The 19,245-nt window shown below is 36.1% G+C and carries 15 protein-coding genes; 12 read left to right on the forward strand and 3 right to left on the reverse strand.

Translation table 11 applies throughout. The features are described 5' to 3' along the window. The first annotated feature begins 30 nt into the window (after positions 1 to 30). The 7 genes from DFQ08_RS08565 to DFQ08_RS08595 all read left to right on the forward strand — a co-directional run bounded on the left by DFQ08_RS08565 (position 31) and on the right by DFQ08_RS08595 (position 8,319). On the forward strand, positions 31 to 1,092 hold the full coding sequence (locus DFQ08_RS08565) for a hypothetical protein (protein WP_114309577.1): 1,062 nt from the start codon (positions 31 to 33) through the stop codon (positions 1,090 to 1,092). A gap of 274 nt (positions 1,093 to 1,366) precedes the next feature. Next, a complete protein-coding gene (locus tag DFQ08_RS08570; RefSeq protein WP_114309578.1) occupies positions 1,367 to 3,322 on the forward strand; it encodes an AAA family ATPase in 1,956 nt (651 codons plus the stop codon). A gap of 57 nt (positions 3,323 to 3,379) precedes the next feature. Continuing rightward, positions 3,380 to 3,961, forward strand: a complete 582-nt coding sequence (locus DFQ08_RS08575) for an NUDIX domain-containing protein (RefSeq protein ID WP_114309579.1) — start codon at positions 3,380 to 3,382, stop codon at positions 3,959 to 3,961. A gap of 78 nt (positions 3,962 to 4,039) precedes the next feature. Beyond that, complete coding sequence (locus tag DFQ08_RS08580) at positions 4,040 to 5,275, forward strand: DUF6638 family protein (protein WP_114309580.1); 1,236 nt, start codon at positions 4,040 to 4,042, stop codon at positions 5,273 to 5,275. Between the two features lie 139 nt (positions 5,276 to 5,414). Next, complete coding sequence (locus tag DFQ08_RS08585; RefSeq protein ID WP_114309581.1) at positions 5,415 to 5,951, forward strand: hypothetical protein; 537 nt, start codon at positions 5,415 to 5,417, stop codon at positions 5,949 to 5,951. Between the two features lie 116 nt (positions 5,952 to 6,067). Next, a complete protein-coding gene (locus DFQ08_RS08590) occupies positions 6,068 to 7,765 on the forward strand; it encodes a hypothetical protein (RefSeq protein ID WP_114309582.1) in 1,698 nt (565 codons plus the stop codon). A 116-nt stretch (positions 7,766 to 7,881) separates the two neighbouring features. Continuing rightward, complete coding sequence (locus tag DFQ08_RS08595; RefSeq protein ID WP_114309583.1) at positions 7,882 to 8,319, forward strand: hypothetical protein; 438 nt, start codon at positions 7,882 to 7,884, stop codon at positions 8,317 to 8,319. A 39-nt stretch (positions 8,320 to 8,358) separates the two neighbouring features. Here DFQ08_RS08595 and DFQ08_RS08600 read toward each other — a convergent pair whose 3' ends face one another. Beyond that, complete coding sequence (locus DFQ08_RS08600) at positions 8,359 to 9,711, reverse strand: DEAD/DEAH box helicase (RefSeq protein WP_114309584.1); 1,353 nt, start codon at positions 9,709 to 9,711, stop codon at positions 8,359 to 8,361. A 42-nt stretch (positions 9,712 to 9,753) separates the two neighbouring features. Further along, on the reverse strand, positions 9,754 to 10,644 hold the full coding sequence (locus DFQ08_RS08605; protein ID WP_114309585.1) for an aldose 1-epimerase family protein: 891 nt from the start codon (positions 10,642 to 10,644) through the stop codon (positions 9,754 to 9,756). A 116-nt stretch (positions 10,645 to 10,760) separates the two neighbouring features. Here DFQ08_RS08605 and DFQ08_RS08610 point away from each other — a divergent pair, with 116 nt between their 5' ends. Then, positions 10,761 to 12,053: an anthranilate synthase component I family protein gene (locus DFQ08_RS08610; RefSeq protein ID WP_114309586.1), complete on the forward strand. Its 1,293-nt coding sequence runs from the start codon at positions 10,761 to 10,763 to the stop codon at positions 12,051 to 12,053. Positions 12,054 to 12,107: 54 nt separating this feature from the next. Here DFQ08_RS08610 and DFQ08_RS08615 read toward each other — a convergent pair whose 3' ends face one another. Continuing rightward, positions 12,108 to 12,797: a hypothetical protein gene (locus DFQ08_RS08615; RefSeq protein ID WP_114309587.1), complete on the reverse strand. Its 690-nt coding sequence runs from the start codon at positions 12,795 to 12,797 to the stop codon at positions 12,108 to 12,110. 243 nt (positions 12,798 to 13,040) lie between these two features. Here DFQ08_RS08615 and tilS point away from each other — a divergent pair, with 243 nt between their 5' ends. The 4 genes from tilS to DFQ08_RS08635 all read left to right on the forward strand — a co-directional run bounded on the left by tilS (position 13,041) and on the right by DFQ08_RS08635 (position 19,224). Continuing rightward, a complete protein-coding gene (gene tilS / locus DFQ08_RS08620) occupies positions 13,041 to 14,357 on the forward strand; it encodes a tRNA lysidine(34) synthetase TilS (protein WP_114309588.1) in 1,317 nt (438 codons plus the stop codon). A gap of 75 nt (positions 14,358 to 14,432) precedes the next feature. Beyond that, positions 14,433 to 16,055, forward strand: coding sequence for an adenine deaminase (ade, locus tag DFQ08_RS08625; RefSeq protein ID WP_114309589.1), 1,623 nt, complete (start codon positions 14,433 to 14,435; stop codon positions 16,053 to 16,055). Between the two features lie 150 nt (positions 16,056 to 16,205). Continuing rightward, positions 16,206 to 18,095, forward strand: coding sequence for a CocE/NonD family hydrolase (locus DFQ08_RS08630; RefSeq protein ID WP_114309590.1), 1,890 nt, complete (start codon positions 16,206 to 16,208; stop codon positions 18,093 to 18,095). 166 nt (positions 18,096 to 18,261) lie between these two features. Further along, positions 18,262 to 19,224 carry a YheT family hydrolase gene (locus DFQ08_RS08635; RefSeq protein WP_114309591.1) on the forward strand — a complete coding sequence of 321 codons (963 nt, stop codon included), beginning with the start codon at positions 18,262 to 18,264 and terminating at the stop codon, positions 19,222 to 19,224. Positions 19,225 to 19,245: the final 21 nt, after the last annotated feature.

The raw sequence follows: 19,245 nt of genomic DNA on the forward strand, positions 1-19,245 counted from the left end.
TACCTGAATACACCCAATTGTTTACTAAATATGATCGTTACACCTTTAGATTCCGCAATATTAGATTCCAAAGAGCAATATGTATTCTATCATAAAATGATAGATTTTGCACTCAAGGAACTCATTGTTGCTGTACAAGAAAAACAAATATTAAATCCGCAAGAGCTACGCTTATTTAAGCAATACTCAGATTTGTTGTTGTATTCTATAGAAGCCATGCGGGTAAAATATATGTATGACGATGAGGAAAATATGAAGGTCGATTTAACCGATTCTAGTTTTCCTAATTATTTAGAATTCCGTTACTTGTTTAATGATTTGGCCCTGCGTGAAGATTATTTAGAAAAACTCACCAGTATAGAGACCTTAAAAGAGGAGTTTTTAGACACGCTTATGCGAAAAAAAACGCCAATCTCTAAACGAAAACTCTTTCAAGCCGCATCCATAGTCTATTATTCATCGGCTAAAAAAGAATATATCTTTAATCGGTTTGTGCAAGGTAAAATTATTGATGCCCCAGAAGGATCTGTAGCAGAGCATTTGGTGAGTTGGAGCTTTTATGATATTTCACATAACCGACCGTTTGTATGCTATATGTATTTTAATTACGATGGTAAAGACGTTCAAAACTACAAGGAAGAGATTTATGAGGCTTTAAAAAATAGTGCCGATAGAGATATGGCTCTAGATACTATGGCTTACGGTATAGACAAACGCTTGCCAAAAGTGTTTCCAAAGTTAATAAGACGTGTAGATCTTGGACCTATTCATAATGTATTTGCGAAAGATGAAAACAAATTAACCCATGCTATTTTGCAGAGTATTGCTCAAAAAGAAATTCCTTTAGAGTCTTATGTGATCTCACTTAAGGTCGATGATTTAAAATCTGAAAGTGAATTTAAAGAAGGAAGCTTTTTTAGTAAGCGAACTTTTCAGCGTTGGGATACCGCTTATAGGCAGCATTATCTTTTTGCACCGCATAGAATCATTCAAATGTTATACAATAAAACACCTGAAATTATGGATAAGTTGGCCATGCCACCTGTTCAGGTAAGCAGTTTGCAGGCTTCAATGGTAAATCATAAAAAGTAACAGAACCGCTGTTATCCTTTAAGCTTAGGCTTTTCAAATCAAAGAACAGCTTATAAGATGTTAATTGTGAATGTTTTGAAACACCGCAAGAACGTGATGTGGTTATGGCAAAATCTCGATGAATTCAAGTTATAAAATAAAAACAAATTAAAAGTATCAAGAATAGGCTACATGGTCAAGCACTAAAAATTGAGACTGAAATTAAATAAAGTAAGCGTAGGCGGCTACAGTAATTTTTGAAACCGGCGTACGCATTATAGAAGACACAATACATATGGAACACAACACTACTTTTCCTATAAAAATTAATGAATTAGATATGCTTCGCGATGAAGCCACCTCTTATTTAAAGTCCATTCAGTGGGAGCAGAGTCAGCGCGCAAAAAACAGAGAGGGCGATACTAAAGATCAATCCATATTATTATATTTATCTCGAGCCAATAATGGAGGTAATGTGAGTATTACGTCGGTTTCTAAAACGATATTATCGTTAAAAAAACGGTTATTACCAGAGTCGGTAGCCTTACCGATATTATTAAACCAGACCTTATACGCGGTCCAAGAAGGCTTGGTATTAGGAACTTGGATTAAAGATTCATATTACGATGCTTCAGGTTTATCGAGTTTAAGTGAAAATAAATCGGCTTTAGACCGTTCCGGACGTCGGGAGTATGAGAGTAAAATGCATACGGCAACTGCTTTTATGTTGTTTGCCTTGTCGTATAAAATATTACATGATTTAAAACCGCATACCTCAGATGATTTGTCGGTAATGAAGCAAAAGTTTGCAGGAATTCCCGAGGTGTCTTTTTTAACACCGTTAAAAGGAATTTCTTGTCAGCTATTTTACTACGATAAATACTTAGGACATCCTGAAATTATAAATTCAGATCAAGATGTTTTAGATTTTACCGTGGTGTATTTTGAGGCTTTAATTGAAGAAATTCAATTGCGTAAAAGCAGTTTGGAGTATACCGAAACCATTTTAGATAGAACCTATAAACTAGAGAAATCAGACTTTGCTATTTCAGGTTGGGACAATGTGTTTTCTGGGACGGCCAAAAGTATTGAATTCAATAAAATTCAGTTTGAACAAATTGTAGGAAATAGGGATGCCAAACATTTTGCACGACGTTTAACGGAACGTATGTTGAGTTATGATTTTGAGGCGAAGAAAAATCCATTTCAAGAATTAGGCGGATTTATGCCGGTTTTTATGGGCTATGGTATTCCAGGAACCGGTAAAAGTATGCTTATTGCGGCCATTGCCACCCGATTAAAAGAACATGCAGACCATTTAGACATTCCATTTTTGTTTCACCCAATGCCAGATACCCTTATTAGTACGTTTCAAGGAGGATCGGCAGAGAAAATGGTAGAGTGGATGAAGCCTATGCAAGATCCCACAAAACTGATTTTTGCTCCAATTGATGATGCTGAAAATAATTTACAAGAACGAACCACGCAAGGGGTTTCTGCCGGAGTAAAAGAAGTGATTGGGGTTTTCTTGAGATATACAGAAGGTGCTTATGCCGTTAATTATGGGAATAGTTCTATTGGCTTATTTACCAACCTTCCTGAAATGCTCGATAAAGCTGTCATTTCTCGTGTGCAAGGTCGTTTTAAGATTGATGGGGCACGTACCAAGCACGATTTTGTAGATCAGGATTATATTTGGTGGAAGAAATTACAAGATACCATGCCTGATTTTGTAAATATGAACGATCCTGAAGTGTACAAATACTTGTCAGAACAAGGTTTAGCCAATAGTATGGGAGAAATTCTTCATGCCTTGGATGTACCTTCAGAAGCCCGAGTTCATGAAGCTTTTGATAAGGCTGAACAACTTCATGATAAAACCGATCATATGTTTTACGCGGCGCTGTATAAAGAAATTCAGAAGATATTTCCGTTTTTCTCTTCAAGAGATGTTCGTAATATCCAATCGGCTATATCTTTACGATTAACAGATTTCGATTTAGAACAAGATTGGTTTGAGCACCCTGAGAAGTATTTCAAAAAAAATTACAACAGCAAGTTTCAAATGCTTCAGGAATTAATGAAGTCTAATATGAAAGGTTTAAATTTTTCAGATATTAGACGTCAAGAAGTGATTCGTTATTTAGATAACGTGGCCACGATTGCGGACACTGATTTTAAACGTCAAGTCGCTTCAAGAGTACACCAATTAGAAATAGAAACCAAAGCGAGAGCAGAGTTTAAAGGCTAATACGCTTGATTTTCACAAAAACCTTTAATTTAGAACCTATAATTGAACCTTTTATTTATGAATAAGATTAAAAACATTACAAAAACCATCCTTTCTGAGGAATGGGCCACATTAACTCGAATTGATTATGATTTTCAGTTTGAAGATGGCGCCTGGAAATCGGTATCAAGAGAATGTTATAATCGCGGAAATGGCGCGGCAATCTTACTTTATAATGTGGAGAAAGGAACGATAATTTTAACCAAACAATTCCGAATGCCTATCTATGAAAACACCGAAGATGAAGGCATGTCTATAGAGGTTTGTGCGGGTTCTATTGAACATAATGATGATCCTTTAGAGACCGTGATAAGAGAAACCGAGGAAGAAGTGGGCTATAAGATAAAGGACGCTAAGCAAGTGTATAAAGCTTATACCTCACCCGGGGCTTTGACTGAAAAAATGTTTTTATATGTGGCAGAATATTCCGAGGCTACAAAAATCAGTGAAGGCGGCGGTTTGGAAAGTGAAAACGAAGAAATAGAAGTATTAGAACTTCCATTTGCCAAAGTTGTAGCTATGATAGCTTCCGAAGAAATTAGAGACGCTAAAACAATTATGTTAGTGCAATATGCGCAAATCCATAAATTGCTGGGTTAAGTTAAACATCTTCTAAAGATAAAGAAGATGAACGATTTAGAATAGAAAGAAGTAAAAGGAATTCCGAAAGGGTATAAAATGAACAAATTAAAAGAAGCCAATTTATTTAGAAGTGAACTCATTCCTATTAACGGAAAACTGGTTGAGCGTTATAACAAATGTCTAAAAACCTTAGGGTTTAGTCCAACAAAATTAACATCGTTTTCAATTGACGGTATTGGGTGGAGTCCTGAAATTGCTGAAGAAAAAAAGGATAATCATTACCTTAATCATGGCGATGCGAACCCTCATGGTATTATCATTTCTCCTTTGCAGAAAAATAAACCGGTGTATTTGCCATACCACTCTTTTGATAGAGAGATGATGCAGTTAATTTTTAAAACTCACGGCGATAAAATTAATGATATAACGAGAGACGCGGCAATTTGTATTGATTTTGACCAAGGTATTGATGTATTTTATGAGCCTTTAGAAGTCTTAAAATACAGCAGTGTTACAATCTCTTTTAGGCTTATAAATCAGCTTGAAGACAAACAAAGAGAGCAGTTAGCGCTTGTAGATACCTTTAAAAACGGAAATAATTTTATTGACGAAACCCTTCAGCAACAACTGCTAAATTCGGCCAAAGCTTATGGCGATTTAAGACATAGGGATTTGCACTTGCAGGCTTTAAATTTTTCAGTGAGCTCCTTTTATACACGGGCCTTTGGTGGGGTTTATTTGCTTCGCGATTTTATAAAAACGATCGTAATTTTTGTAAGTAAAGCCAGCTATAAAGAAGCCATTAAAGACACCGTACACGAGGTTTTAATTTATCACATTTCGCAACCCGAGTTAATGGATAAACTGAAAGATCATATCATTATTGAGTGTGACTTAGAGGCTATTGTAAAAACGGCTAATTACGATCGTATAAAGAAATTTGAATTGGCACAGTTCATAAAAGAACCTCAGCATCCTTTAGCGACGATTTTAGATGATAAAGTCTTGTTTAAAAGTTATCTTAACAAAATTGATATTGAAGCTCGGAAGCAGGTGATGAGTGTCGAAATTTATCTCGAAAAATTAGAGCGTAGCAATGCTTATAAAATCGAAGATATTGTAGAGCCCTCTTTATATTTTGCTTTACACCAACCGCATTCTTCGTTGTCTGCGGATCATCGCGATTTAATTCATAAATTACTTATTAATATTGCGCCAAAAGATGTGCTATTTTTATATTGGTATGATAAAGAGCAGTTTTATAAGCATTATGCCACTTGGGAAGATTCTTTTAAAGACTGGGTTATTGAGCGTATTCGTAACAATATCTAAGTTTTTGAGACCTATAAGGTATAAGACTGTATTTTGCTTAATAGCGGAATCTTAAATTAAAATATTAATCGTGTTGAATGCTGTTTACAGCGTATTTCTAATGCCGTTGCGTAAGCGTTCAACCTAAAAAAAATAAACCATGGGACTAGAACTCGTTATATTTATTACGGCTATTTTATTCGGAATTTTTCTGTACTGGAGAGAGTCTAATGGTAATGGCGCCTACCGTTTTTTAAATAAAATGGTGAATAGCAAGGCCCTTCAAATGAGTCCGAATAATCCCAAAGGCTTTATTTACCAGCAGAGCTTTTTACCACGCTTGGTCTTTGTGGTTAGTTTTGTGCTTTTAGCGGCACTGATCATTGAGTTTTTAACGCCTATTGCTGTATTTAGTTCTTATTATGGGGTTTCGGCGTTTGCATCTTTTATTGTGGGAACCTTAATCGGTACTTATTTAGCAAGCTTTGTAATTAAAACTTCTGAAGTTATAGAGGAACAAAGCGATTCTATAGAAGATAGGTTTGAAGATGTTGTAGAAAAAGGTAAAGATTTTATTGAGGATTTAAAAGTTAGAGATCCTAAAGTGGTTGAAGAGGCCAAGGAAGAAATTAAAACAAATTTAGAAGCGAATAAGCCAAGTGCTAGAGACCGCTTAAAAGATAAAGGATTGTTGTAAAGCCTAGGAGTGAAACCCTATTGCGATAAAAAAAATAAGAGCGTCTGCTGAATTGCAGGCAATATTTAAAAAATAATATAATTAGAGTTCTACTGCGGTAGGAATAACAAGGAATTATGATAAAAAAGTATTGGAGTAAAGGCGGAAAGCAAAAAGGAATTGTCATTTTGGTCGGCTTAATTATGGTTGGGTTATTGTTCTTTTTTAGGGACGATTATCAACCTGTATTACTGTTTATTAGAAAATTCATTTTTATAATTCTATTCAGTAGTTTGGTCCTGTTCTTTGGCTTACGAAAATTTAGAAATTCAGCGCAAGTCAGTACGCGTTTAGGGGTTTTAGCATTGCTTATTGCGTTTTTTGGATTGTTATACCTCGTGGGTTGGCATTTTAAAATGTACGACTACATGAAAACCTACAATGTGTTTAATAGCATGCATAAGGTTGAAATTAATGAGTTGCCGCTTACTCAAAATGAACGTATTCAACCTTTGCGAAATATTCATTCTATGGGGCGTGAAAGTGTTGGTGAAACTAAAGATGTGTCTTTACCTCATTTGGTTAGAGTGGATGATCAGAATAAATGGACAATGGCCATTCAACCGAGTGAAAAATACGTGATGCAACGTATTAATGACAATACAGAAGAAGTATTTTCTGTAAGCAGTACAACACCGTTTCCACGATTTTCAAATGAAAACCGTGTAAGTGTGACGTTTTCAATAGGCGAATCCTTAAAATTTAGTAGGAATACCTACAATGCCGTGGTGCAACGCTTTAACCCGTGGATGCTTTTTAACCACGAGCCAAGTGATACCTTTTATATGAAAAACGATTCAGGGGAATGGGTTCAAGTGGTGAGTTTAATTAAGTGGAAAGGGTTCTTTTTTCCGTATCCTAGTTTTGGTGGAGTTATGATTATTGAAAATGGAGAACATGATTTTAATGATTATTTAGAACGTATTACCATAGGAAAAGGGACTTATGTGAGTCCTGATGAGATAAAAAACTATCCCTTTTTAAATAAACAAAACACCTTGTCTGAAAAAGTATCGCAATTACAAGCCGAATCCTTAAAGTTCTTAGGCGGATTCAGTGATCCATTACCATGGAATATGGAGACTGCCGTAAAAATTCCTGTGATGCCAAAAGATCAGAACCAACAGCCTTACGTTACGGATTTTGATTTTTCAGGTTCTAATTCTAATGCCTATAGTGGCTTGTACCATTGGTTCGGGTTAGAACCCGTAGGGAATGAGCGTACCAGTTTAAGTTATAGTGTTTTTGTTCCTGCAGATGGTACTGATGAGTTGTACTATTATGATCATGCCTCTAAAAAACAAGGGTATGCTGGGGTATCGGCTATGCCATTAAAAGTTAAAGAATCTCGTAAAGAGTATGATTGGAATGCGAGTACACCGGTGGAGTTTAGACCTTATATTAAAAATATTGCAGGCCGAAAACGTATGTTTTTCTTAGGAACTATTTCGTCTATAAGTGCAACAGACTCTCAACAATTTGATGGGGCAGCAACCCCAGATTTGGTTTTAATTGATAGCGAATATAGAGACGTCATTTGGATTGATGTAAAACACCCAAGTACATGGGATGAAGAAGTCTATAATCAACTTAATGAGGCGTGGAGAGCTAGTGAAGGTATTGGCTATTATTTTAAAAAAGAACCGCAAGACGAAGATATTCTAATCCAAGCGACAGATTCTATTATAGAGATTCCTAAAGTAGAGGATCAAACTGAAAAGATTAATGCTTTGCAGCGTCAATTAGATGCTTTAAAAGCGGCCAGTGGTCAATAACCTACACACACGTTATAAGAAAACCCGTTAGCATTAAAAAGCTAACGGGTTTTTTATTTTTACTGATTTGTGTAACAATGATATCTAAATATAGACTTATAAGGTAAAGATTTATAATGGGATACATGGGTTTAGGAATGCAAAAATGGATTTATGGGATGCGAGCACGTGCCCCTTTTTCTATTCAACGCAAAAAGTCCTTTACAGCCTTGCCTACTTATAGTCGGAAATTTAAAATACAACCTTCAAAACCAAGGCCGACCTATGATTTTGGAATCATTTTCGGTTTCGTCTTAGGATTTGTTATGTTGCTGTGCATTCCTAATTTGGAACAAAGCTTTAAACAGCATCAGAATAAAGTCCAGCTGCTAAGCTTGCAAGAGGATGATAAGGCGTTTAACTTTTTAATGAAATCTGGAGAAAACCGTTTAGCTAAAGGCAAAATCTCAGCGGCCTATTCTGAGTTTCAATTGGCGCACGCTATACGTCCTCAAGATAAAAAACTTCAGGAGCTTATGCACGTTACTTCAGAGCAATTGTGTCTTGAGGACTAAGCATGCTGTAATGGCTGCTGCTAAAGGCAATTAGAACAATTACTTTTTCTTATTGCGTTTGTTATAGTTCTTATCACCTCTTGTTTTAGGCTTTTTATATTTTGCTGCAATCTTAAATTTATAAGAACCTCCTAAATTTTCCTTTTTGTTCTTTTCCTTCTTCTCATGAAAAGCCGGTCCAGGAGCATCTTCATCACGACGCTTAGTAGGATTGTTACGCTCTCTAATCTGCGGACGCTCTTCTTCTATTAATTCGGTAGATATCGTTACCTCTTCCGGAATTTCAAGCGTCTCTATTTTCATTTGCATTAAGGTTTCAATACGTTCTAAACCTTCTTGCTCTTTAGCGGTAGAAAATAACAATGATTGGCCTTTCTTTTCAGCACGGCCTGTTCGTCCAATACGGTGCATATAGTTTTCAGGATAATCTGGAGTATCAAAATTGATAACATGAGAAACGCCTTCGATATCTAATCCACGCGCCATAACATCTGTAGCAACCAACAGTCTGTTTTCACCTTCTCTAAACTGCTCAATACTACGTAATCTGTAGTTTTGTGTTTTGTTAGAGTGAATCACACAAGACTGTCCTGGGTATAATTCTTCGAGCTGATCAAATAAGCGATCTGCCATTTTCTTATAAGCCACAAATATTAAGACTTTAGAAAACATCTCTTTATCGCTAAGTAAGTGTTCTAATAAATTTACTTTAGTGTAAAAATTAGGGACATCGTAGCGTACCTGAGTGATATTCTCTAAAGGTGTTCCGGATACGGCAATTGCAATTTTAGATGGTTTCTTAAAGAAGTCCACAATTAAATCGTCTACATCCTTTGTCATTGTAGCCGAGTACATAATATTCTGACGACGCTCTGGTAAGATGTCAAATATATTAAGAAGTTGGTGTCTAAATCCAAGATCTAACATCACATCAACTTCATCAATAACTAATTTCTGAATGGATTTTAACTGTAAAACACGACTCACTGCTAAATCATACAAACGACCAGGAGTGGCTACAATAATATCTTGCCCTTGTGCAACCGCTTGTTTTTGAGTGTTGATGTTGGTGCCTCCGTAAACTCCTAAAACACGATTATTAATGTATTTGGAAAGCTTTTCAATTTCACTAACCACCTGAACGACTAATTCTCGAGTCGGTACCAAGATTAAAACTCTAGGATTGTCTTGCTTAGAAAAAGGGAGGTTTTTAAGTATTGGAAGCATATAGGCAAAGGTTTTCCCGGTACCTGTTTGTGCTATACCAACAACATCTTTACCAGCTGCAACCACATTAAAGGATTCAGCCTGTATCGGTGTAGGGGTTGTAAACCCTAAGTCATCTAAGGCGTTATATAAAGGCGTATTTAAGTTAAGATCGTTAAAAGTCACGTTGTCATATTTTGGTGCAAAGCTACTACTTTATTAATCAACTTACACTAAACGATTTTTTTCTATGCTAATATGGTATGCAGCAGAGAAAGTTGAAGCGGCTTCTAGCTCTAAAATTCCGTCCTTAGTTTTTATGTTTTGATCGGTAGTTTCAAGGTCGGCATAACCTAACCATGGCTCTATGCAGACATACGGGGCATTGGGTTTAGCCCAAATACCGAGTTGCTTAAAATCTTCAAAATTAACCTTGAGAAGTAAGCCTTCAGACTTATGCTTTAAATTGATAACTCTAGAGTTTAAAGATTTGAAAATTAAAGCATCTTCGTCAAATAAATCGGGACGTAATTTTATGATGTTCCCTTCAGTAAAGACAGGCTTTGTGTGTTCCGTTAACAAACCGCTGCTCATATTGAGTAAATAAGATGGACTCTCTTCAGGCTTTTCAAATTCTAAAAAGTAATCACTATACTCTTCATCGGCATTAATAGGGCAATTAAAAGCAGGATGGCCTCCTAATGAAAAATAAAGCGGTTTAATATCTAAGTTTTTAACCTTATGATGTACGGAGAGGGTGTTTTCAGTAAGTGTATAAGTAATGTGCAACTCAAACTTAAAAGGGTAGAGGGCATAAAGGGTCTCATCTGACGTGAGTACAAATGTAATACTAGAATCGGTTTGGTTGCTTACCGTAAAATTTTCGTTATGTCTAGCAAAACCATGTTTTGGCATCTTGTAAGTTTGGCCCTCATAGGTATAGAAATCCTCCTTCATACAACCAATAATAGGAAATAAGTTGGGTGCTGAGCTGCCCCAAAATTTAGGGTCGGCTTGCCACATAAATTCCGTTTGATGTTGCGCTGAGGTGATTTGACTTAATTCTGCACCTTTAGCTTTTATACCTATATTAAGGAACTCATTTTTTATACTGTACATGGAGTTTAATTTTTGGTGAAAGATACAATTCTTCTCTAGGTTTTAAAATGGCAGAGCTTGGAAATTTATTTCCCTACAAGCTTTAATTTCGGTAAATTGCGGCAATTATTTGAGTATTGAGAACACAGCGTATTTATTCCCCAAAAGACCTAGAGACCTTTAAGCAAAACGTATTGCTTTGGGCTCAGCAATTTACAGATGTCGTTTGGCTAGACTCTAACCAACATAAAGATGAATACAGTCGTTATGATGCCGTGTTGGCCGTAGAAGCCTTTACATCTATAACCACAGATTACGATGAGGGATTTAGCCGTTTAAAGGAATACCAATCAACAACTGAAGATTGGATTTTTGGCTATCTCACCTATGATTTAAAAAATGGTAAAGAACCTTTAAAATCTCAAAATTTTGATGGTTTAGGGTTTCCGGATCTGTATTTTTTTCAACCTCAAAAGTTATTTTTAATTCAAGGCGATCAAGTAGAAATACAGTATCTTAAAATGGTAGATGATGAGATAGAACAGGATCTCCTAGCTATTGAAAACTTTATAGCACCTGAAATTTCTAAATCTAAAACGGGTCTTAAAATTAAATTACGAACGTCTAAGGAAGCTTATTTTGAAAAGTTAAACGACATGTTGGCTCATATTCATCGTGGGGATATTTATGAAGCTAATTTTTGTCAGGAGTTTTATGCTGAAAACAGTAGTATTAATCCGCTTGAAACCTTTAAAACTCTAAATAGTATTTCTAAGCCGCCTTTCGCTACTTTTTTTAAACATTTTGATCGTTATGTATTATCGGCATCACCCGAGCGATACATCCAGAAAACGAGGCATACGGTGATATCGCAACCTATAAAAGGAACAGCTAAACGTGCTTTAGATTCGGAATATGATGCCAAGTTAAAGCAAGACTTAGTTGAAGATGTTAAGGAACGCAGTGAAAATATTATGATTGTAGATCTCGTGCGTAATGATTTATCGCATACCGCGCTGAAAGGGAGTGTGGAGGTAAAGGAACTCTGTAAGGTGTATTCCTTTTTGCAAGTGCATCAAATGATTTCTACCGTAGCGTCAACAGTGTCTCCAGAAACTCATCCGGCAGATATTATTGCATCAACGTTTCCTATGGGAAGTATGACGGGCGTCCCTAAAATTTCAGCCATGAGCATTATTGAAGATTTGGAAGATGCCAAACGCGGTCTCTATTCCGGAGCAATCGGGTATTTTACGCCACAGGGAGATTTCGATTTTAATGTGGTCATTAGAAGTATACTTTATAATGCGAGTGAAAACTACGTGTCCTTTTCGGTTGGTGGTGCAATAACTGCAAAAAGTGATCCGCTAAAAGAATACGAAGAATGCTTAACCAAAGCTAAGGCCATGCGTGAGGCTTTAGAAAAGTAAGTTTGATATAAAATTACGTTTCACTTCGCCTTGAAAAAAGCCTTTAGCATATGGTTATTCAATATGGCGTCTAAAGGTGCGCTTCACTTTATCAAAAATTGCAATCACACGTTTGGTTTCAATGTTTTTAATCTTGGCAATTGCTTCAAAGTCTAGTTTACCTATAATATACAAGTCTACAATATTAGACACATTAAACGGAAGCCAAGTGTAGAGGTGTTTAAAGACTTTATTAGATTGACTTGAAGACAGATTGTTAACCTCAAAAGCTTTTAATAAAGACGATTCTTTATCGGCATACAACTGTATAGGGTCTGAAGTTTCTTGTTTATAAGAAATGTCATTGAGCTCCGTATTTAAGATAAAATCAAAATCAGCATCAACCGTATAATCTTCATTGAGTTTTGCTAATTCATTTTTTAAGATATCATCTGTACTAATCGTCTGTTTATGATAAGCTTCGTTTTTAAAAAGGAGGTTCATATAGTTATCTACAATTTTAAACAACTCTAATCGTACGGCCATAGCATCAGCGTTATGATCAAATTTCTGATCATAAAGTAAAATGATACTTTCATCAATGAGTCCATTAGATGAAAACATATTCTTAGGTAAAATACCGGTGCTTTCAGCAATATATATTCTGTGTTTTACGTATGGATGTAGATGTGGGAGTGCAGAAAGGACCTTTTTGTCAAAGGTGGTTCTTGCAGATTCTGGTGATAATTTATCTGATACAGTCATAACCTTTTAATTATAAATTCTCTTAAAGTTAATTAAAAAGAAATGATTCTAATGTGATAATCGTCATTTGTTTAAACCTAAAAAAAACATTTATTAAAATTGTACTTGTGTTTTATTTATTGATAATGAGTGTTTAAGATTGAAATTTTTGTTAAAATATGAATATACAATTTAAAGAATGAGCCTTTAAATTTTTAAAGCAGGTTCAATTTTAGAAAGAATAAAATTCAATACCTTTGAACGGTGCGTAAAGACTTTAATAATCATATCGAAAATAAGCTTTCTATACTTAAAGAAAGTAAACTTATAATTGCTATTTCAGGGGGCATTGATAGCGTGGTACTAGCGCATTTATGTCATGCTATGGGCTTGGATATCGCTTTGGCACATTGTAACTTTAAACTAAGAGCTTCTGAAAGTGATAAAGATGAAGCGTTTGTTGTAGCACTGGCCGAAACCTTAGGGGTAGAGGTGTTTGTACAGCATTTTGATACCCAGCCGTATTCAGAAACTCATAAGTGTTCTATACAAATGGCAGCGCGCGAGTTGCGTTACGATTGGTTTGCAGAGTTAGCGCAACAACTTCACTATGATTATATCCTCACGGCACATCATGCCGATGATAATCTCGAAACCTTTCTTATTAACTTTACACGCGGGACAGGACTCAACGGCTTAACCGGAATCCCGCTGATTAATAATAATATTGTACGGCCATTATTGCCGTTTTCTAGACGTCAGATTGAAACTTACGTTAAAGCCCATCAAATAACGTGGCGAGAAGATGCGAGTAATGCCTCCCGAAAATACCTGAGAAATAAACTGCGCCATGAGGTGGTGCCTTTATTAAAGGAAATTAACCCTCAGCTTTTAGCAAGTTTTCAGAGCACAATGACCAATTTGAAGGATTCAGCGGACATTGTAGAGGATAGCCTTTCCAATTTTTTAAAGAAAGCCTTAGTCGCTGATGATCAATATGGACAAACCTTTAAGGTAGTTGAGTTTAAAAAGCTCAGCAATCCTAAAGCGTATATGTTTGAAATCTTTAAACATTATGGGTTTACAGAGTGGAATGATGTGATGAATTTATTAGAGGCCCAATCGGGGAAAATGGTAAAATCGAACACACACCGTTTAATTAAACATCGAGAGTTTTTAATTTTAGCCGATTTAGAACCAGCTGAAAATGGTGAGACTTCAATCTTAATTGAAGCGGATAATAAAGCTGTAGAGACGCCAATTGGGGAGCTCCGATTAGAGGACGTTGAGGTGAGACCTGAAACTTCAAAAAATAGTATTTTTGTCGATAAGGATCTGGTGAAATTCCCTCTAGAATTACGTTTATGGAAAGCTGGAGATGTGTTTCAGCCGTTAGGAATGATCGGAAAAAAGAAGGTGAGTAAATACCTGAAAGACGAAAAAGTATCCTTAGTAGAAAAGGAACAAACTTGGGTTTTAACCTCTGGAGATAAGGTGGTCTGGTTGGTAGGAAAACGTGCCGACGGCCGATTTAAAGTCACAGAAAACACAAAGCAGATGCTTAAAGTTATAGTTCGATAAACTGACTTATTAAATTGTTTTTAAGTGATTTGTATTGTTTAGTTGTGCTTGTTTTGAAATTATAAATTTAGAAATTTGAAATTAAAAGGAAACATTGTAGATATTATAAACCGAAGAATTTTTAAAGGTGAGGTCATCATTGAAAACGGTAAAATTGCCGCTGTTGAAGCAAAGGACTGCGAAGAAAATCATTACATTCTTCCTGGTTTTATAGATGCGCATATCCATATTGAAAGTTCAATGTTGGTGCCTTCGGAGTTTGCAAAAATTGCCGTGAATCACGGGACGGTTGCTACGGTTTCTGATCCTCACGAAATAGCCAATGTACTTGGTGTAAAAGGTGTGGAGTTTATGATTGAAAACGGAAAGCAAACGCCTTTTAAATTTAATTTTGGAGCCCCATCTTGTGTGCCAGCAACAAGTTTTGAGTCTGCAGGCGCCGTAATAGATTCTGACGCTATTAAAACCTTAATGGCAAATCCGGATATTAAATATTTAGCCGAAATGATGAATTACCCAGGTGTGATTTATGATGACGCTGAGGTTTTAAAGAAAATTGAATGGGCAAAACACAATAATAAACCAATTGATGGTCATGCCCCAGGATTACGAGGAGACGATTTAACAAAATATATTACGGCAGGAATTTCTACAGATCACGAGTGTTTTACTTTAGATGAAGGTCTAGAGAAATTACAAAAAGGTATGAAGGTGATTATCCGAGAGGGGAGTGCGGCTAAAAATTTCAATGCCCTTATCGATTTGTTAGACGAACACTATGAAAATATGATGTTTTGTAGTGATGATAAGCATCCAGATGATTTGTTGGTTGGTCATATCAATCAACTTTGTGCAAGAGCGATTGCTAAAGGCAATGATGTGTTTAAAGTGTTGCAAGCTGCTTGTGTAAATCCGGTGAAGCATTACAATTTAGATGTCGGATTGTTAAATGTTGGTGATGCTGCAGATTGTATTGTTGTGGAAGATTTAAAAGACTTTAAAACGCTTCAAACTTATATTGATGGCGAATTAGTGTCTGATCGCGGCATTTCAAAAGTAAAACATGTACACTTTACAAACCTCAATAATTTCAATACGAGTAAAAAAGACGTTTCAGAGTTTAGACTCGAGTCGCAAACCACAAAAATTAAAGTTATTGAATGTGTGGATGGCGAGCTCGTAACCAACGCGCTTACGGAGAATGCGACCATTAAAGATGGAAATTTGGTTTCTAATACGGAAACGGATGTCTTAAAAATGACGGTTGTAAATCGTTATCAGAATGAGAAACCAGCGATAGCGTTTATTAAAAACTTCGGCCTTAAGGAAGGTGCTATTGCAAGTTCTGTAGGGCATGATTCGCATAATATAATTGCCATTGGGGTGTCGGACGAAGCTATTTGTAAGGCAGTGAATCTTCTCATTGAAAATGAAGGCGGTATTTGTGCAGTTTCGGACACTGAGGAACAAGTGATTCCTTTGCCTGTGGCTGGAATTATGAGTGACCAAAATGCTGAGGTTATTGGTCAACATTATTCAGAATTAGATAAAATGGCCAAAACGTTGGGCAGTCAGCTTCATGCGCCTTATATGAGTTTGTCCTTTATGGCATTGTTGGTGATTCCTGCATTAAAACTTAGTGATAAAGGCTTATTTGATGGTGGTAAATTTGAATTCATCTCCGTAGAAGTCGCTTAGAGCAAGTTTTTTGTAGTTTATCAACCGTATATTATAAATGCATTTCAATTAAATTTTCATTAAAAGTAACGCCAGCCTATTAGGTTTTAAAAATCTTATACGCATAGGACGCAAACTTCATATCTTTAAAATTTTTAAAATCTAATCAGTATGATATTTCAAAGAATTACCCTCTTTTTGTTAATTTTTATAACCCTTGCGAGTTGTAAGCCTTCGGAAACCTCAACCTTAAAAGAAACAACAGAAGTTGCTGTTGAGGGGGGGTACAATCCGAGTGAACACTACACTAAAAAAGAGGTGATGATTACCATGCGCGATGGTATAAAATTACACACCACCATATATTCGCCTAAAGACACGAGTAAAACCTATCCGATGTTAATGATGCGAACGCCGTATAGTTGTAAACCTTATGGTGAAGATCAGTTTAGATCTAAAATTGGTCCTAACAAATACCTTATGGAAGAAGGAAATATTATGGTGTATCAAGATGTGCGTGGTCGTTGGAATAGCGAAGGGGTTTATGATAATATGCGTGCTTATATTCCAGATAAAACAGGAAATCAAGTTGATGAAGCAAGTGATACTTATGATACTATTGAGTGGTTGGTTAATAATATTGACAATAACAATGGGAAGGTCGGGACTTATGGGATTTCTTATCCAGGGTTTTATGCGACGTATTCACTTTTAGATGCGCATCCGGCATTAAAAGCTGTATCGCCTCAAGCGTGTATTGGGGATTTCTTTTTTGATGATTTTATCCATAATGGTGCTTACATGTTAAGTTATTGGAGAGCAACAGGTTTATTTGGTTATATGAAAGATGAGCCGACAACATCGGCTTGGTATAGTCTTCCAAATCTTAAGACGGAAGATCAACATCAATTTTTCTTAGATCATATGCCTTTAAGCAAGTTAGATCAGTATTACGACAGTACTAATGTGTTTATGGAACAAATTAAAACCCATGTAACGTATGATGAATTTTGGCAATCTCGTGGTATTATTCAGCATTTAAAAGATATAAAACCGGCTACCATGGTTGTTGGGGGCTTATTTGATGCCGAAGATTTATACGGGCCATTCAATACTTACAAGCATATTGAAGCGAATAGTGATAATTACAATACCGTTGTTTTTGGACCTTGGAGTCATGGCGATTGGGCAAGAAATAGTGAAAGACAGGTTGTTGGGAATATTCATTTTGGGGATGGAATCTCTGATTACTTTCAGAAACATATTGAAACCAAGTTTTTTAATCATTTCTTAAAAGGTGAAGCTAATGGCGATACAGGTTTGGCTGAAGCTCAGTTTTTTAATACCGGTACAAAAGAGTGGCAGTCGTTTGCGTCTTGGCCACCTAAAAACGCCACTAAGGAAAGTTATTTTATGCAACCTAACGAGCGTTTAACAAAACAAGCTAATCGTATGTTAGCGGCATCAGAATTTGTTAGTGACCCTAGAAAACCTGTTCCTTACACGGAAGATATTGGTGTTGGTTTTACACCGCGTAAGTTTATGACAGACGATCAGCGTTTTGCGTCTAGACGTCTAGATGTCTTAACTTTTGAAACTGAACTATTAGAGGATGATGTAACGCTTGCAGGTGACATCTTGGCGAAATTAAACGTTTCTACAACAGGAACAGCGGCCGATTGGATTGTAAAAGTCATCGATGTATTTCCGGCTGATACTAAAAACACGGCTGATGTTCAAGATCATTTAAAATTAAGTAATTACCACATGATGGTGCGTAGTGAAGTGATTAGAGGACGTTTTAGAAATAGTATGTCGCAACCAGAGCCTTTTGTGCCCAACGAGAAAACGGCAGTGAATTTAAAGTTGCAAGACGTATTTCATACCTTTAAAAAAGGACATAAGATTCAGGTGCAAATACAGAGCACATTTTTCCCGTATATCGATGCGAATCCTCAAACCTACGTAGATAATATATTTGAAGCTAAGGAAAGCGATTTTCAGAAGCAGACCCATAAGGTCTTTAATGATTCAGCTATAGAGTTTACTGTATTTAAATAACAGGTGCTAATTCAATAAATTCGTCACTTCGAGTGATTTTTGAGGAACGAAAAAATTGTATCGAGAAGCTTTAGGTGATATTTCCGTTTATATGTTCTCGATACAAAATTGTAAAAAAGCAATTTCACTCGAACTGACGTGAATTCATACAATAGAAACATAAAAGATGCCAATATTAGAGTCAACCTATAAACCACCATTCTGGGCGAAAAAAAGCTTTGTGTCAACCGTATTTTCAGGATTAGCTCGAAAGGTGAACGGAGTAGAACAGGTCAGAGAACGTATCATTTTAGAGGATACGGATTTTCTCGATCTAGATTGGAGCTACGCTAAAGAAAAATCGAATAAAGTTATTATTCTTCTTCACGGTTTAGAGGGTAGTGCGCAACGTCCTTACATTACAGGAGCGGCAAAATTGTTTAATGAAAATGCTATTGATGTCTGCGCGGTTAACTTTCGCAGTTGTAGTGGGGTTCCTAATTTGTTATTCCGAAGTTACCATTCTGGAGCTACTGAAGATTTAGAGGCGGTAATGCAGCATGTGTTGTCAAAAGGGCAGTATGATGAGGTGTATATCAAAGGAATAAGTCTTGGGGCTAATTTGGTGCTGAAGTATGTTGGAGAAGATCGTATTCTTCCTCAAGAATTAAAATCGGTAATTGCGGTATCGTCTCCTTGCGATTTAAAAGGGTCTTGTGGAGCGTTATTAAGTTTTAAAAACAAACATTATGCGATTCGGTTTTTAGGGCATTTAAAGGAAAAACTTAAGCCTAAGTTAGAGCAGTTTCCTAATGATATTTCTATGGACGATTTTAATGCGATTAAAACCTTAAAAGATTTTGATGACGTGTATACGGCAAAAGCGCACGGGTTTAAAGATGCGTTAGATTATTATGAAAAATCTAGTAGTTTACAGTTTCTGCCGCATATAAAAACACCAACTTTAATTATAAACGCGCTTAACGATTCTTTTCTGTCGGCCGCCTGTTATCCTGTCAAAGAGGCAAAGCAAAACGCTAATGTATATCTAGAAATGCCTAAATATGGAGGGCATGTAGGTTTTGTAGATAAAGACAATGTTTATTACAATGAACGACGTGCTTTGGAGTTTGTGAAAAAAATGAATTAATCAGTTTTTAGATGTGTCTTC

The sequence above is a fragment of the Winogradskyella arenosi genome (genome assembly GCF_003337305.1).
In the GTDB taxonomy this organism is placed as follows: Bacteria; Bacteroidota; Bacteroidia; order Flavobacteriales; family Flavobacteriaceae; genus Winogradskyella; species Winogradskyella arenosi.